This window comes from Streptomyces minutiscleroticus (assembly GCF_014650875.1).
Taxonomy (GTDB): domain Bacteria; phylum Actinomycetota; class Actinomycetes; order Streptomycetales; family Streptomycetaceae; genus Streptomyces; species Streptomyces minutiscleroticus.
The window spans coordinates 82,478-98,172 of sequence record NZ_BMVU01000021.1; the positions used below are offsets into that span (position 1 = coordinate 82,478).

10 protein-coding genes are annotated in these 15,695 nt (G+C 76.6%); 6 read left to right on the top strand and 4 right to left on the bottom strand.

Translation table 11 applies throughout. From position 1 onward, the window contains the following. Positions 1–189: 189 nt before the first annotated feature. Positions 190–1,131 carry an AraC family transcriptional regulator gene (locus IE271_RS42200; RefSeq protein WP_229919465.1) on the bottom strand — a complete coding sequence of 314 codons (942 nt, stop codon included), beginning with the start codon at positions 1,129–1,131 and terminating at the stop codon, positions 190–192. Between the two features lie 858 nt (positions 1,132–1,989). On the opposite strand from IE271_RS42200, the gene IE271_RS21120 reads away from it, so the two are divergent. The 6 genes from IE271_RS21120 (at position 1,990) to IE271_RS21145 (ending at position 8,334) form a co-directional block, all read left to right on the top strand. Further along, positions 1,990–3,468 carry an MFS transporter gene (locus tag IE271_RS21120; protein ID WP_373308806.1) on the top strand — a complete coding sequence of 493 codons (1,479 nt, stop codon included), beginning with the start codon at positions 1,990–1,992 and terminating at the stop codon, positions 3,466–3,468. 105 nt (positions 3,469–3,573) lie between these two features. Then, a complete protein-coding gene (locus IE271_RS21125; RefSeq protein ID WP_190191936.1) occupies positions 3,574–4,044 on the top strand; it encodes a nuclear transport factor 2 family protein in 471 nt (156 codons plus the stop codon). A gap of 62 nt (positions 4,045–4,106) precedes the next feature. Continuing rightward, the gene (locus tag IE271_RS21130) at positions 4,107–4,304 is read left to right on the top strand and encodes a hypothetical protein (protein ID WP_190191937.1); all 198 of its coding nucleotides are present in this window, start codon (positions 4,107–4,109) and stop codon (positions 4,302–4,304) included. 331 nt (positions 4,305–4,635) lie between these two features. Further along, positions 4,636–5,829 carry an amidohydrolase gene (locus tag IE271_RS21135; protein ID WP_190191938.1) on the top strand — a complete coding sequence of 398 codons (1,194 nt, stop codon included), beginning with the start codon at positions 4,636–4,638 and terminating at the stop codon, positions 5,827–5,829. Between the two features lie 265 nt (positions 5,830–6,094). Next, the gene (locus tag IE271_RS21140) at positions 6,095–7,291 is read left to right on the top strand and encodes an epoxide hydrolase family protein (RefSeq protein WP_190191939.1); all 1,197 of its coding nucleotides are present in this window, start codon (positions 6,095–6,097) and stop codon (positions 7,289–7,291) included. A gap of 188 nt (positions 7,292–7,479) precedes the next feature. Next, positions 7,480–8,334 carry an SDR family oxidoreductase gene (locus tag IE271_RS21145; RefSeq protein WP_190191940.1) on the top strand — a complete coding sequence of 285 codons (855 nt, stop codon included), beginning with the start codon at positions 7,480–7,482 and terminating at the stop codon, positions 8,332–8,334. A gap of 137 nt (positions 8,335–8,471) precedes the next feature. Here the strand turns inward: IE271_RS21145 and IE271_RS21150 are convergent, their stop codons facing one another. Genes IE271_RS21150 through IE271_RS21160 form a run of 3 tightly spaced genes read right to left on the bottom strand, consistent with a single transcriptional unit; the run spans position 8,472 to position 15,539 of the window. Then, complete coding sequence (locus tag IE271_RS21150; protein WP_190191941.1) at positions 8,472–9,449, bottom strand: ABC transporter ATP-binding protein; 978 nt, start codon at positions 9,447–9,449, stop codon at positions 8,472–8,474. Then, complete coding sequence (locus IE271_RS21155; protein WP_190191942.1) at positions 9,446–12,214, bottom strand: hypothetical protein; 2,769 nt, start codon at positions 12,212–12,214, stop codon at positions 9,446–9,448. Before IE271_RS21155 ends, IE271_RS21150 begins: the two co-directional genes overlap by 4 nt. Next, positions 12,207–15,539 (bottom strand): FtsX-like permease family protein, encoded by a 3,333-nt coding sequence (locus tag IE271_RS21160; RefSeq protein WP_190191943.1) that lies wholly within the window; start codon positions 15,537–15,539, stop codon positions 12,207–12,209. The genes IE271_RS21155 and IE271_RS21160 overlap by 8 nt, the downstream gene beginning before the upstream one ends. Positions 15,540–15,695 lie beyond the last annotated feature (156 nt).

Sequence of the window (15,695 nt, forward strand, 5' to 3'; positions counted from 1 at the left end):
GTCCGCCCTTTCGGATGACTGAGGTTGTCGCACTGCGTGCACTCCGCTTGCCCCTGACTCGCCGGTGCACACGGGCACTTGCCCGGCGAAGTGACGCGGTGAGGACGCGACCGGCCCTCCGGGAGACCCAGCCCGCCAAGGGGCCGGACCGGTCACGGGGCCGGACCGGTCAGGAGGCCGGTCCGCCCGTCACTGGCGCAAGGTGTGGCCGGGCGAGGTGCCGTAGGCGTCGCGGTAGAGCCGGGCGAAGCGGCCCTGGTGCAGGAAGCCCCAGCGCAGGGCGATCGAGGCCACGGTGTCGCCGTCGGACGGGTCGGCGCGGCGCAGGTCCTGGTGCGCGTGGTCGAGCCGGACCTGGCGCAGGTAGGCGACGGGTGTGGTGTCCAGGTGCCGGCGGAAGGCGTACTGCAGGGCCCGGGGGCTGACATGGACGGCCGCGGCGATGTCGGCCACCCCGATGTCGGCGTCGGGGTGGGACTCGATGTAGGCGACGGCGCGCCGCAGCAGCGGCGGGGTGGCGTCGGAGCGGTCGGACGGCTCCCCGGGCGCGGCGGTGCGCGGGAAGGCGGCGGCCGTGGCGGCGGCCAGCATCCGCTCGGCGTTGCTCATGACCAGGGGCTCGGCCCGTGCCTCCGGGTTGGCCAGCACGTCGTCGGTCAGGTAGGTGACGGTGCGCTTCCACGCCTGCGCCAGCGCCCGGGACCTCGGCTCGCGGCTCGGCAGGCGCAGCGGTCCGTCCAGCTCGTCGTACACGCCACCGGTCGCTTCGACGAAGGACCGCTCGGAGAGGGTCACGATCCGCAGCTCGGTGTCGTGGGCCCGGCCGGAGCAGGGCAGGTCGGGTCCGTGGGTACGGACCACGACGTCACCGGGCGCGAGGTACTGGTGGTCGTCCCCGCACCCCACTTCGATACGGCCGCGCGTCGCCTGTACCAGCACCAGGGCGTTCAGCGGATCGGAGTCGAACCGCCAGTCGGCGGGCACCTGGTAGTCGTCGACGGAGAATGTGCCTCCGTCGGAGCGGGCGTGCCGGAAGTCGGTCGTCGCCACCGTCGTGTTGATGCCCAGGCGGGCGCCGTAGGTGGCGTCCAGGAAGGCCCACGCGGTCTCGGCGTCGGTGGTGGCGAACACACGGCGCCCCCGCACCTGGGTGGTCCGCCACGGCCCGCCCGCCGGGGTGGCTCTCGCTGCTTCCCTGTTCAAGGCTCGCTCTCGCACATGCACGGTGTGTGGACGGGATGCCGTCCCCCCGCACGATATCCGGTGACGAGACGTCAGCGGGTCACGTCTCCTCGACCGGTGCCATCGAACATCTGCCCGGTCCCTGCGGGACGTTCCGCGGACGGGCGCTCACCGCCCGGCACGGCGAGCAGCCGGGACAGGTGGCCCGACAGCGCGACGGGGTCTCGGTCGCCTGCCGGCCGGACCGATGTCCCGGCCGATTCTTCACCCTCTCCTCTTTTCCGTCGGTGCACAGCCCGAAGGACGAACACACCGTCCGGGGAACGTCCCGAAAACGAAGGGCCGGGCCGGGGTTCCGCGGCCCTTCGGCGTCTGCGTGCCCGCGGTCCCCGCCTCCGCCGGGCCCCGGCTCCCCCGCCCCGTCGGCACGGCGAACCCGCTGTGCTCGCGCCCGTGCGCCGGCGGCCCGTACATCGCCGTGGGCGCGGGCTGGTCGGGCGGGCGCGGTGCCGGGATGATTCCGGTATGAGCAGCGGCAGTGAGGGGCCTCGCCCGCCAGGGATGCCACCGGAGCCGTACAGGCAGTCCGAGCCGTACGGGCGGCCCGAACCGTACGAGCAGCCCGAACCGTACGAGCGGCCCGGGTCGTCGGAGGCGTCGGCGCCGTCTGCCTCGGAGTCCGCGCCCGCCCCGGCGGCTCCTCCGGCTCCGGCGCGAAAGGACGCGGCCGCCGGTGCGGACGGGGCCGTGCGGACGGGCACGGCCGTGGGCCGCCGGGTGCTGCTGGCGACCGTGCTCGGTTCGACCATGGCGCTGCTCGACTCCACCGTGGTCAACGTGGCGCTGCCCCGCATCGGCCGGGACTTCGGCACCGGCATGGCCGCGCTCCAGTGGACCGTGAACGGCTACATGCTCACCCTGGCCGGGCTGATCCTGCTGGGCGGAGCGCTGGGCGACCGGTACGGGCGCCGGAGGGTCTTCGTCGTCGGCGTGGTGTGGTTCGCGCTCGCCTCGCTGCTGTGCGGCCTCGCCCCGAACGCCGGGGTCCTGATCGGCGCCCGGGTGCTCCAGGGCGTCGGCGGCGCGCTGCTCACCCCGGGCTCCCTGGCGCTGATCCAGGCGTCCTTCCACCCGGACGACCGGGCGAAGGCGGTCGGTGTCTGGTCCGGTCTCGGCGGAGTGGGCGCGGCGGTCGGGCCGTTCCTGGGCGGCTGGCTCGTGGACGGGCCGGGCTGGCGCTGGGTGTTCCTGCTGAACGTGCCGCTGGCCGCGGTGTGCGTGCCGGTGGCCCTGCGGCACGTGCCCGAGTCGCGCGATCCGCACCGGCACGGCCGCTTCGACGCCCTGGGCGCGGTCCTCGGCGCGACGGCGCTGGCGCTCGTCACGTACGCCCTGATCGACGGCGTGCCCGTGGCCGGGGCGGCCGGGGTCGCGGTCGGCGTCGCCCTCGTCCTCGTCGAGCGGCGGCGCCCCGACCCGCTGCTCCCGCCGTCGCTCTTCGCGTCCCGGCTGTTCACCGCCGTCAACGTGGTAACCGTCTGCGTGTACGCGGCGTTCGGCGGCTTCTTCTTCCTCTCCGCGCTCCAACTCCAGGTCGTCGTCGGCTGGTCCGCGCTCGGCGCCGGCACCGCGCTGCTGCCGACGACGGTCCTGATGCTGCTGCTCTCCGGCCGCTCGGGCGCGCTGGCCCAGCGGATCGGGCCGCGGATCCCGCTGACCGCCGGTCCCCTGCTGTGCGCCGCCGGCATGCTGCTGATGCTGCGCGTGACCGAGGGTTCCGAATACCTTCCCGACGTGCTGCCCGCCCTCGTCGTCCTGGGCCTCGGCATGGTCACCCTGGTCGCGCCGCTGACCGCCACCGTGCTGGCCTCGGTGGAGACCGGCAAGGCCGGTCTGGCCAGCGGCATCAACAACGCGGCCGCCCGCGCGGCGGGACTCGTCGCCGTGGCGGCGCTGCCGCTGCTGACCGGCATGGGCCCGGATGCCTACCGCGTGGCCGGGGAGTTCGCCGACGCGTTCCGGACGGCCATGCCGATCTGCGCGGGGCTGCTGGTGGCGGGCGCCCTGATCGCCTGGGCGGCCGTGCGCGCCCCGGCCGCCGGGGCGGGGAGGGCACCCTCCGGGGCCCGCCCCGAGTGCCGGATGCACTGCGGGGTGGCGTCACCGCCGCTGGAGGCGGTCTGCGGCCGGCGGGAGGCGGCACGGGACCACGAGCGCCGGACGCCTCCTGACGCCGCCGAAGGGGGCGGGAGAAGCCGCCGGAAGGGCCGCCGGAGGGGTGGGTGACGGTGCCGCCGCCCGCCCCGAAAAGCGCTCGTCGTGACGCGCCGGGGCTGGTAGGAGTGTGGTCGCCCCGCACCGACCCGCGGGTTCACGACGGAGGGATCAGCCATGTCCGCAGAAGCGTCAGGGACGCCGGAGACGTCCACGGCCACCCGCGCCGTGGTGCAGGAGCTGCTGCGCCGGATCGGCGAGGGCGACCCCGACCGCATCGCCGAGCTGTACGCGGAGCGGATCGACTGGAGACTGGACTGGCCGGAGTCCGAGCACGGCCGCGCCGCCACCCCGTGGATACGCCACCGGTCCACCCGCGGCGACGCCGCGGCCCACTACCGCGACCTCGCGGAACACCATGTGCCCGGGCAGGCGGCCACCTCGGTCGAGCGCGTCCTCGTGGACGGCGGCGACGCGGTCGTGCTCGGCGAGATCCGCCAGACCGCCCGGGCCACCGGACGCCCGTACCGCGCGCGGTTCGCCCTGCATCTCACGGTCGAGCACGGCCTCGTCACACGGCACCACGTCTACGAGGACAGTCTCGCCGTCGCCCGGGCCTTCGACGCGGGGGACCCCGCGGACCGGTAGCCCCTCGCGGCGGTGCGTATGACACACCGTGGCGTCCGTTCGCCGCCGGTCCCGTGCCACCGATGGTGCCGCGGAACCGGCCGTGCGCCGGTGCGGGACGGTGGTCCGGGACGGCGACGCTCCAGGTCACCGGTGCGGACGGACCGCTGCCCGGCACGGCCGCCCTGCCGCCGGTCCCGTTCGGCGCGGGGACGGCCCGCCGCCACCGCTCCTCGTCGATCACCTCACCCGCCGCGCCCGCCGCCGCGTACGGACCGTGACGCCGGTGATCCGGCACCACGGCCGTACGGTCCGGGGCGCGCCCGGCGCGGGCCGTGGCCACGTCCCGCTCCGGTGGCCGGTGCCCGAGGGGCGGGTCCGGAGGACCGCAGGCGCGGGTGTCCGGGTCCCGCGCCTGGGTACTTCGGCACGATGAAGATCGTGGCCGCCGGTGCCGGGCCCCGCCGCGCGGCTGCGACGCCCCGGGCCCGTGCCACCACCGGCGGCGCCCTCCGGCCACCGGCCGCGGACGCGGCCGGCGCTCGCACCGGCCCTCCGGCCGGTCCCCGCCGCCGGAGAGGGCCACCGCACCGCACACCGTCTGGAGACCTCATGCCCCTCACCCCCGACAGCGTGCACGCCGCCATCGGCCGGGAGACCGCCTCCCTCGCCGAACGGCTCTGGGAGATCGCGCTCGACCTGCACGCGCACCCGGAGACCGCCTTCGAGGAGCACCGCTCCGCCGCCCTGCTCGGCAAGGAGCTCGAAGCCGCCGGGTTCGCGGTCGAGCGCGGCGTCGCCGGCATGCCCACCGCCTTCACGGCGGCGGCGGGCTCCGGCGCGGGCCCCCGCGTCGCGCTGCTGCTGGAGTACGACGCCCTGCCGGACCTCGGGCACGCCTGCGGGCACAACCTCATCGCCGGCGCCGGTCTCGGCGCGGCGCTGGCGCTGCACCGGGCGCTGCGCCCGATCGAGGGGACCCTGCTGGTCGTCGGCACGCCGGCCGAGGAGGGCGGCGGCGGGAAGGTGAAGGAGGTCGAGGCGGGCGTCTTCGACGGGGTCGACGCGGCCCTGATGTTCCACCCGGGCGTGTACAGCTGGTCGACGGCGCCGCTCACCGCCCAGGTGCAGTACACGGTGGGTTTCCACGGGCAGGCCGCGCACCCCACCGGCAACCCGACCGAGGGGCGGGACGCGCTGGCCGCGCTCATCCGGCTGTTCACCGCTCTGGACGGGCTCCAGCGCCGGCTGCCCGAGGGCTCCCACGTGCAGGGCATCGTCACCGACGGCGGCAGGGCCACGAACATCGTGCCCGCGTACGCCGAGGGGCGCTTCGGGCTGCGCGGCGCCACCGGCACCGACCTGGACGCCCTGATCTCCGAGCTGACCCGGTGCGCCGAGGGGACCGCCCTGGCCACCGGCACCCGGGCCGAGGTCGAGCAGGCGTCGGCCCGCTACGAGCACTTCCGCGACAACGAGGTGCTGTCCCGCGTCTTCGCCGGGCACCTGCGGCGGGCCGGCATCACCGTCGGGGACCCCTCCCCCGGGGTCTTCCTCGGCTCCTCCGACATCGGCAACGTCAGCACCAGGGTCCCCGCCATCCATCCGTTCGTCGCCATCCTGGACCCCGACGCCTCGGACCACACCCCCGAGTTCGCCGCCGCGGCCGCCGGTCCGCGGGGCAGGCGGACGATGCTCGCCGCCGCCGAGGCGCTGGCGTGCACCGCGGCCGACGTCCTGCTCACACCCGGCCTGGCCGACAGCGCCTGGGCGGACCTGCGCCGCAGGGCGGAGGCGGGCGGCTGACACGGCCCAGAGAGCACACGGCCCGGCGCGCCCCGGGCCGTGTGCTCTGGGCCGGCGGCCGGGAAGCTCCGGACCGCCGCCCCGGGGCGTACGACACCGTCTGCGCCGCACCCCCGCAGTCGGCCGGTCCGGGACGTAGGACCACGGCCGGGTGTTGACGCCCACCGGCCCCGGCGGGACGTTGCCCTCGCGGAACGACAGCGCGACAGCGCGGGAAGGGAAGCCCTTTTCGGCCTCCGACGAACTCGCCCGGCGAGGAGACCCCATGTCCGCCACATCCCATGGGCCGGCGGTCCGGCCTTTCACGTTCGGGTTCTCCGACGCGGAACTGGAGGATCTGCGTACGCGCGTCCTGGCCACGCGCTGGCCCGACAAGGAGACCGTCCCGGACCAGTCGCAGGGCACGCAGCTCGCGACGGTCCGCGAACTCGCGCGCTACTGGGCCTCGGAGTACGACTGGCGCAGGGCCGAGGCCGCGCTCAAAGGACTGCCGCACTTCGTCACCGAGATCGACGGACTGGACATCCACTTCCTCCATGTCCGCTCCGTCCACGACGACGCCCTGCCGCTCGTCGTCACGCACGGGTGGCCCGGCTCGATCGTCGAGCAGTTGAAGATCATCGCGCCGCTCACCGATCCCACGGCCCACGGCGGGAGCGCCGCGGACGCCTTCCACGTGGTGGTCCCGTCGCTGCCCGGCTACGGGTTCTCGGGCAAGCCGGCCACGACCGGCTGGACCCCGGAGCGGATCGCGCGCGCCTGGGCGGAGCTGATGGACCGCCTCGGGTACACGAAGTACGGGGCACAGGGCGGCGACTGGGGCGCGATCGTCACGGACTTCATGGGGGTGCGGGCGCCCCGGGGGCTGGTCGGCATCCACACCAACATGCCCGGCGCGGTCCCGCCCGCCGTCCACGAGGCGATCGCGACCGGCAGTCCGCTGCCGTCCGGGATGCCGCTGTCCGACGAGGAGAAGGCGGCGTGCGGGCAGCTGGACTTCGTCTACAGGCACGACGCCTACGCCCGTATGATGGCGTCGCGCCCGCAGTCGCTGACCGCGCTCGCGGACTCCCCCGTCGGGCTGGCGGCCTTCCTGCTCGACCACGACGCGGCCAGCCTGGAGCTGATCTCCCGGGCCTTCGCCGGGCACGCCGAGGGCCTGACGCGGGACGACGTCCTCGACAACGTCACCCTCTTCTGGCTGACGAACACGGCGCTCTCCGCGGCCCGTCTCTACGCGGAGAACAAGGACCCCTTCTTCGTCGTCAGGGGCGTCTCCGTGCCGGCCGCCGTGAGCGTCTTCCCCGACGAGCTCTACCAGGCCCCGAGGAGCTGGGCGGAGCAGGCGTACCCGAACCTCGTCCACTACCGCAGGCTCGGCAAGGGCGGGCACTTCGCGGCATGGGAGCAGCCGGACCTCCTGGTGCGGGAGATCCGTGCGGGCTTCCGCTCGCTCCGCTGAGGAGCCGAGGACGCGTCGGGCGCGCCGGGCCGCGGTGCCCGCGGCGGCGGCCACGTGGCGGTCGGCCGCGGGCCGGGCGCGGGACGGACGTAGGGGCGCATAGGGGCGGACGACGCGCGGCGGCGGCCGTAGTCTTCGGGCGGTTGCGGAACGACGACGTCTCCCGAGGGAAGAGCAGGTGGTCAGCCGTGGCAACGGTCCTCATCACGGGCTGCAGCAGCGGGATCGGTCTGGAGGCCGCGCTGTCGTTCGCGAGGAGGGGCTATCAGGTGTGCGCCTCGATGCGCGACCCGGCCAGGGCCGGCGCGCTCCTCGACCGCGCGCGCGGTGAGGGACTCGACGTCGAGGTGCCGGCGCTCGACGTGACCGACGACGCGTCCGTCGCCGCCGCCGTGGCCGCGGTCGAGAGCCGGTACGGCGGCGTCGACGTGCTCGTGAACAACGCGGGCGTCGACTGCACCGGCGCCGTCGAGGCCACCCCCCTGCAGCAGGCGCGGGCGGTCATGGAGACCAACTACTGGGGCGCCCTGCGCACCGTCCGCGCGGTCCTGCCCGGGATGCGGAGCCGCGGCAACGGTGTGATCGTCAACGTCAGCTCGCTGGCGGCCCGGACCCGGGCGGTGCCCCACGGCGGGTTCTACGCCTCCAGCAAGGCCGCGCTCGGGGTGGTCAGCGAGGCGCTGTCGGCGGAGGTGGCGCCGTTCGGCGTGCGCGTGGTGTGCCTGGAGCCGGGCAGCTACGCCTCGCGCATCCACGACAACGCCACCGTCCGGCAGCCGTCGCAGGACGACCCGTACGCCGCGGACGAGGCGTGGATGAAGACGTTCCTGTCCCGCGCGGGTGAGGGCGCCGGCGACTGCCGCGAGGCCGCCGAGGCGATCGTCGCCGCCGCGGAGGACCCCGCCACCCCGCTGCACACGGTGGTCGGGCCGGGTGCCGAGGCGGCGGTGGAGTTCGCCCGCGGCGCCGGGTACGAGGAGTGGCTGCCCCTGTTCCTCCAGCAGGCCGAGGCCCTCGCGGGCCCCCGTCCGGCCGCGCCGTGACCGCCCCGCGGCACACGGTCGGCCGCCGTGCGGACCGGGGAGTCCGCCGCGCCGCAGTCACAGTGACACGGTGAGGGGCGCGGGGCGGTGGGACGTGCTCACCGTCTCGCGGAGGGTGCCGCCCGTCACCGCCGCCGTCACTCGTCGGCGGGACGGTCCGGCCGGACCTCGATGTGATCGGGTTCCAGGTCCAGCAGCACACGGTGGCGGATGCCGAGCGCTTCCGTGAAGTTGTGCGGCAGTTGCAGCCGGCCGACGCGGTCGACCACCGCGTACTCGCGGGCGTGGACGGTGGTGCGGCCCTCCTCGTCGACCGTGGTGTGGCGCACCACCTCCGAGGCCGTGCGGCCGTCGCGGATGGCGACGGTGCGGTCGACCGCCTGGGCCACCGCCCGGTCGTGGGTGACGATCACGACGGTCGTGCCCAGTTCCTCGTTCGCCCTGCGGAAGGCGCCCAGGACCTGTTCCGCGGTGGCGGAGTCCAACTGGCCGGTCGGTTCGTCGGCCAGGACCAGGGCGGGGTGGTTGGCCAGGGCCACCGCGATGGCGACGCGCTGCTGTTCCCCTCCGGACATCCGGTGCGGCCGCCGGTCGGCGCACTCCTCGGCGCCGACGAGCTCCAGCAGCTCCGCCGCGCGGGCCGCGCGCCGCCGCCTGCCTTCGACCCGGCCGCTCAGGCGCATGGCCTGCAGGGCGTTCTGGCGGCCCGTCAGGTAGGGGAGCAGATTGCGGGCGGTCTGCTGCCAGACGAAGCCGACCACCTCGCGCCGGTAGCGCAGCCGCGTCCTGCTGTCCATGCCCAGCAGGTCGAAGCCGGCGACGGTCGCCGACCCGGCCGTCGGGGCGTCGAGACCGGCCAGGATGTTGAGCAGGGTCGACTTGCCGCTGCCCGAGGCCCCGACCAGCGCCATCAGCTCCCCCGGCGCGACGACCAGGTCGAGTCCCTGCAGGGCCTGCACCTCCACGTCCTGGGCCGTGAAGATGCGCACCAGCCGGTCGCAGACGATCAGTGCGTCGTGGCCGTGGCGGGGCCGCTGCCGCCGTTCCGCGGCACGCCGCTCCAACTCGGACAGTGTCACCGCGCCGGTGGCGGTGCGCGAGGCCTCGTCCGTCACTGTTGATCCCCTATCCGCAGTTGGGTTCCCTCGCTCCTGCGCCCGGCGGCCCACGCCTGCGCCGTCAGCGCCGCGCAGGCCAGCACGACGAGCCCGGCCGCCGGGAGCAGCAGGGACGCCGGTTCGACCCGCAGCACGGCCCCCTGCGCGTCCGCGGCCTTCGCCGTGGTGAAGGCCAGCGCGGTGAGGTCCACGCCCGGACGCAGCAGGAGCACCGTGGCCGGGCTCACCAGGACGCCGCCGACCGCTCCCAGCAGCACCTGCGGCAGCGTCTCCAGGACCGCCAGCCACTGCCGCTGCGGGCCCGGCATCCCCATGATGCGCAACCGGGCCAGGAACGCCCGCCGCTGCGCGGCGTTGTGCACCGTGGCGAGCAGCAGGGCCAGCAGGCTGTAGCCCGTGCTCGCCGCCACGGCCGCGAGGTAGACGCGCGACGCGCCGGTCTGCAGCGGGGTGGTGGCGAACGCGGCGCGCTCCTCGGCCCGCACGGAGACGGCGATCCCGGAGCCGGCGGGGCGCACGGCCCGGCGGAGCGCGTCGCCGTCCAGGTCCCGGCCGGTGACGAGCAGCGTCGTCGGCTCGAAGGCCGCGGGCGGCAGGTCCGCACGCGCGCGTGCCAGCGCCTCGGCGGACAGGACGACGAACTCCCCGGCGTGCGCGGCCGGGGTGGTGTCGCGCGTGGCGACGACCCGTATCCGGACCTGTCCGAAGGAGGTGGGGATCGTCACCGGTCCCTTGCCGAACTGCCGGGCCAGCCGCGGGGAGGCCACCGCCGGGAGCGGTTCGCGCCCGTGCCCGGCCAGCGCCCCGGCGGGGAGGGCGCCGCCCGTCCCGGCGTCCCGGACCAGGCGCGCGTACCGCTCCGGGTCCACGGCCGCCACCTCGTACTGTGTACGGGCGGCGGACTCGTTCGGCTCCACCACCGTCTCGGTGTGCACGCCCACGACGTCGCGGACGCCGGCGACCGCGGAGACGCGTTCCGCCAGCCCCTTGGGCAGCGCGGACATCGACTCCACCCGGGCGTCGGCGCCGACCTTCGCCACGGCGGCGCGGTCCCGGCCCTCGGCCACTCCCGCCAGCACCGACCCCCCGAACGAGGTCATGGTGAGCGCGACGACGACCGCCAGCAGCGGAAGCACGGCGGTCGACGGCGCCCGGCCCGCACGGGCCGCGCCCAGGTGCAGCACCGGGCCGTCGAGCCGCCGGGTGAGACGGGCCAGCAGCCGTACGGGCAGGGGGTAGACGCGCAGCAGCACCAGTGCGGCGACCACCGCGATGAGGACCGGTGCGGCGGCGGTGAACAGGTCCGGGTCACCGCCGGTACCGCGGCGGCGGACCGCGACCACCGCGCCGGTCACCACGACGGTCGCCGTCAGCTCGGCCACGGTCCGGCGGCGGGAGGGCCGCGCGGCGGTCAGGTCGTCGCGCCGCTCGGGGCGCGGTGCGCGGACGGCGGCCACCGCGCGCAGCGGCAGGGCCAGCGAGGCCGTGGCCGCGACGGCGGCCGCCGCGGCCACGGCGGGGAGCCAGGTGTCCGGCGGCATCACGAGCAGGGCGAGGGCCAGTCCCGCGGCGGCCGCGGGAAAGGCCGCCACGGCGCTCTCGGCGCAGAGTCCGGCGGCGAGCCCCGGCAGGCCGGCGCCGCGGGCCCGGAGCAGCGCCAGCTCGGACCTGCGGCGGGTCGCCTGCAGCCCGGCGGAGACGAGGAGCACGGTCCCGGCGACCGTGCCCACGCTCACCGCGGCGATCGTGACCAGGGGCCGGGCCGCCCGCCGTTCGCGCTCGAAGGGCTCCAGGAGCGTGGCGAGGCCGTTCTCCTCCACGGTCAGGCCGTGGTGGCGGCCGCCCTCCCGCAGCCGTACGACGTCGGGCCCGGCCCTCAGGGCGGCGAGCCGGTCGCGCAGGGCCGACACGTCGCGCGCCGTCAGCGCCTCGGCGTCGGCCGGGTGGTACCAATAGGCCACTGCCCCGTTCCGCAGCCGGAGCAGGGCGTTCGCGGCCCGCGGGTCGACGAGGGCCGTGACGTGCCAGAAGCGGTCGATCCGGCCGTCCCGGGCCACGCTGTTCAGCTCCGGCGCCCGCACGTCCCGCTCCGCGTTCCAGTACGCGGCCGCCGGCGAGCGCGGTGCGACGACGCCGGTCACACGGATCGTGAACCCGCTTCCCAGCGTCTGCGGCACGTGCAGCACCGCGCCGGCGGTCACGCCGAGCCTCGCGGCGGTGCTCTCGGTGAGGACCGCCTCGACGCCCCCGGCGTCGCCCCTCGCGCGCGGCATGCGGCCCTCGACCAGCCGGGCGCGAGCCGCCAGATCCCGCTGGGCGACCAGGGTGGCCGTCGGGTCGAGGCCCGAGGGCCGCGGCAGCCCGGGGTCGGTGAGGGGGAGCTCGTCGGCGCTGCGCACGCCGTACACGGTGGCGTCGCGGTCCAGCGCCAGCGGCGGACGCACCACGCGCCGGAACGCCGCCTCGGTCGAGGCCAGCGCCCGCGGCGTGAGCAGAGACTCGGTCCCGAACGGTGTGGCCACGTCGGAGACCGGAGCGGAGAGGGTGACGCTGCGCCCGGCCACCGAGGCCTCCCGCAGTGTCTCGCGCAGGGCGCCGTTCTCGTACCCCTCGACGGCTCCGGGCAGCGCGGCCGCCAGGAACGCCGTCACCAGCACCAGGACCGCCGACGCCGCGGTCGCGCCCGGGAAGGCCGCGAGCCGGGCGCGGAACAGGGACACGTCGCCGTGCCGGGGTCCGCGGATCAGGCCCATCTCACTCACCACCGGTCCGGTCCGGCGCCCGCACCGTGCGTGTCAGACGCGGGACGATCAGTGCGACGGCGAGCAGGGGCAGCGCGAACGCGGCGATCAGCAGGGCGGAGGGCAGCTCCACCCGCACGGGCGGCACGGGCCGCTCGGCCCGCGCCGTCAGCACGATCAGCGGGACGACCGCCCGCGTCAGCAGAGCGCCGAGCGCCCAGCCCGCCGCCACCGCGACCAGTACGAGGAAGCCCTGCTCGGCGGCGACCACCCGCAGCAGCGCGCGCCGTGACGCGCCCAGGGCGCTCAGCACCGCCAGTTCGCGCGCCCGCTCCCTCGTCGCCGCGACCGAGGCGACCGCGAAGCCGACGACGGCGAGGGCCGCCGCCGCCCCCGCCGCCACGGGCAGCACCGACAGAGGGCCGATGACCAGGGGGTCGTCGCGCAACGCCGCGCGTTCCTCCGCCCTGACCGTCACCGAGGGCACGTCGCCGCGGGCCCGCAGGGCCGCCGCGGTGCGCGGCGCCTGCCCCGGCTCCGCGGCCAGCCACCACTCGGTCGGCCGCAGCCCCGCCAGGCGGGCGTCGGCCAGCACACCGTTCAGCGTGCTCAGGTCCACCACGAGGGCGCCGCCGTCGGTGCCGGGCGCCTCGGCCGCGGTGGTGGGCAGGGCCCGGACGGCGGCGGCGATCCGGACGCGCACCTGCGTGCCCGCCAGCGGGACGCCCACCGTGTCGCCCACCCGGGCGTCGACCGCGTCCAGGAACGCGTCCGTGACCAGCGCCGCGACGGTGTCCGCCGGCGGTCCCGCCGCCCGCAGCTCCACCGCGGCGTCGCGGGAGCCGTCCGTGCCGTCGTCCCGGGCCGGTTCGTGGCCGGTGTCGTACCGGACGGACAACGGTGTGTCCGCGTCGGACCGCGGGGCCTGTGCCCGGGAGGGGCTGCCGCCCGGTCGCGGCGCGCCCGGCGGGTCCGCGGCGTCCGTGCTCGTCCGGGCGGTCCAGCCGTCCGCGCCCGCCGTCACGGGCACCCGTACGACCCCGCCGCTCTCCACCGTCGCGGCGACGCGGGTGAGGGAGAGCCGGTGCCGCTCGGCCCGCCGCGGCACCGGGTAGTCGGCCCGCACGCCCGTGAGGCGCAAGGGGGCGGCCGGTCCCGCGGCGCGTGCCGGTCCCGTCCCGGCGGCGAGGTCCGCCTCCAGGACGTGGTCCTCCCCGTCGGCGCGCACATTGCCCAGGGGCAGGTCGTGGGGCACGCCGTAGCGGTCGGTCAGGGTCACCGAGAGCCGGTCGGTCACCGCGCCCGTCCCGGCCCGGCCGCGGGAGTCCAGGGCCTCCAGCCGTACGGTGAGCCGCAGCCGGGCCGCGTCCCCGGGCAGGGCGAACCCGGCCTTCCCCCTGCTCCTCGTCCCCGCCGGGCGCAGGTTCGTCAGTGTGTCCTCCAGGGGCTCGTCCGCCAGGTCGCCGCGCAGCCGCATCACGCGGGCCGCGGCCGGGGCGTCGACGGCAAGCACCGTCGCCTCCTTGTCCCCCGGCAGGGACGCGTCGGCCCGGTGCGCCGGCATGACGGCGGACACGCCGTCGAGGCGGTCGAACAGACCTCCCTGCCCCAGGGCCGGCACGTCCATGTCGTCCACGCGCACGTCCGCTCCCGCGGCGAAGTCGGCCTGCTCGCGCTGCGAGCGGTTCCAGCTCGCGTGCTCGCCGAGCGCGAAGACGCCGGTCGACACGGCGACGACGAGCAGGAGCACCGGCGCGGTCGCGCGTGCCGTCCGCCGCGCCAGCTGCCAGCCCACCAGCGCCAGGGGCAGCCCCCGGGTCCGCGCCGCCCGACGCTCCGCCAGGCGTACGGCCGGCGGCACCAGGCGCAGCAGGAGGACGGCCCCCGCCAGCAGGCACAGCGCGGGAGCCACCACGAGGACGGGGTCCACCCCCAGGGCCGTGCCGGTGTCCCGGGCGGGTGCGCCCGGCTCCGCCGTCCGGCCTAGCAGCTGCCAGCAGGCCAGGCCCGCCAGTGCCACCAGGGCGACGTCCGCGCCCGCCTGCACGGCCGCGGGCAGGGACCGCTGCCGTCCGGGCACCGCCCCCCGTCCCTCGGAGGCCGCCGTGCGCCGCAGTGCCGGTGCCGTCAGGGCCGCCGCGCACACCAGGGCGGTGAGCGCGGCGGCCGACCACACCGTGGGCATGTGGACGTCGAGCCTCACCCCAGCCCGGGCCAGTTCCCCCTGCCCGGCCAGTCGGCGTACCAGCCGACCGGTCACCAGGGGCGCCGCCACGGCGGCGGGCGCCGCCAGCAGCGCGGCCTCCGCCGCGGCGAGCCCGGCGACGGCGCTCCGGGAGGCGCCCCTCGCCCGCAGCCACACCGTCTCCGCCGCGCGGTCGGCCGCGAGCAGCCCGGACACCACCAGCAGGGCGAGCGAGGCCAGCAGCGCCAGCTGCACACCGCTGACGAGCAGCGAGGAACGCGTCACGAGGAGGGACCGCTGGAGTTCGTCCAGGAGGGCCGGCAACTCGCTGGCGGCCGACACCTTGTGGGCGCGGTCGGCTTCCTCCAGCTGCGCCACCGCCCGCTCGACGGCGCGGCGCAGTCCGTCCGCGCGGTCCTCGGTGACGGTGCCGAACCGGGCCCGCCCCTGCCACACCGTCTCGGCCGCCGGAACGCGGCCCGAGGCGAAGGCGGCCGGGTCGGTCAGCATCGGCCCGTACGAGGTGAACGACAGCGTCCGCACACCGCGTCCGCCCAGCGGGTCGAGCCGCCAGTAGGAGGAGGCGGCGTCGCGCGGCCGGTAGGTGCCGGTCAGCCGTACCCGCAGGCTCCCGCCGTCGAGCCGGCCGGAGAGCGCGACCTCGTCCCCCGGGCGGAGCCCGAGCGTGGCGGCCGCCGTCTCGGGCAGTGCCACGGGGACCGGACGGCCGTCCTCCGGCGCCCCGGGGAGGGACCCCCGTACGACGGTGACGCGCTCACGGTCGAGCGTGGCGAGCAGGGTCAGGTCCGGGTGGTCCGGGCGCGCGGTGCCCGACGGGGAGAGGGACGGCGGCAGACCGTACGAAGCGGACCGGAGGCTCGACGACACGTCCACCGGCAGTCCGTCGTAGGCGCGGACGACGGTCCTCCGCACCCGGGCGTCCGTCTCCGGGTCCGCCTCGTCCCCGGCGCGCACGGAGACCTCGAACAGGGCCCGGCCGGACGTGGGGTCCTCCAGTGCGCGGCGCAGGCCCGCGTCCCCGACCGCCGACCCGAACGCCACGAGCACGGCGACCGCGCAGGTCGTCAGGGTGACCGACAGCAGTGCGGCCGTCAGCAGCAGACGGTGGGCGCGCAGCCGCAGAAAGACGAGGCTCCCCAACCGTTCCCCACTCCCCCGTGGCCCGCACGACGTGCCCGGACCGTCGCTTCGCACCACCGGGACGCGACCGGAACCGCCTGCCGCCGGCCCGCGGCGCACGCGTCCGCCCTGGCCCGGCCCGAAGTACGCCGATCATTACACCGGCGGCCCCGTTTG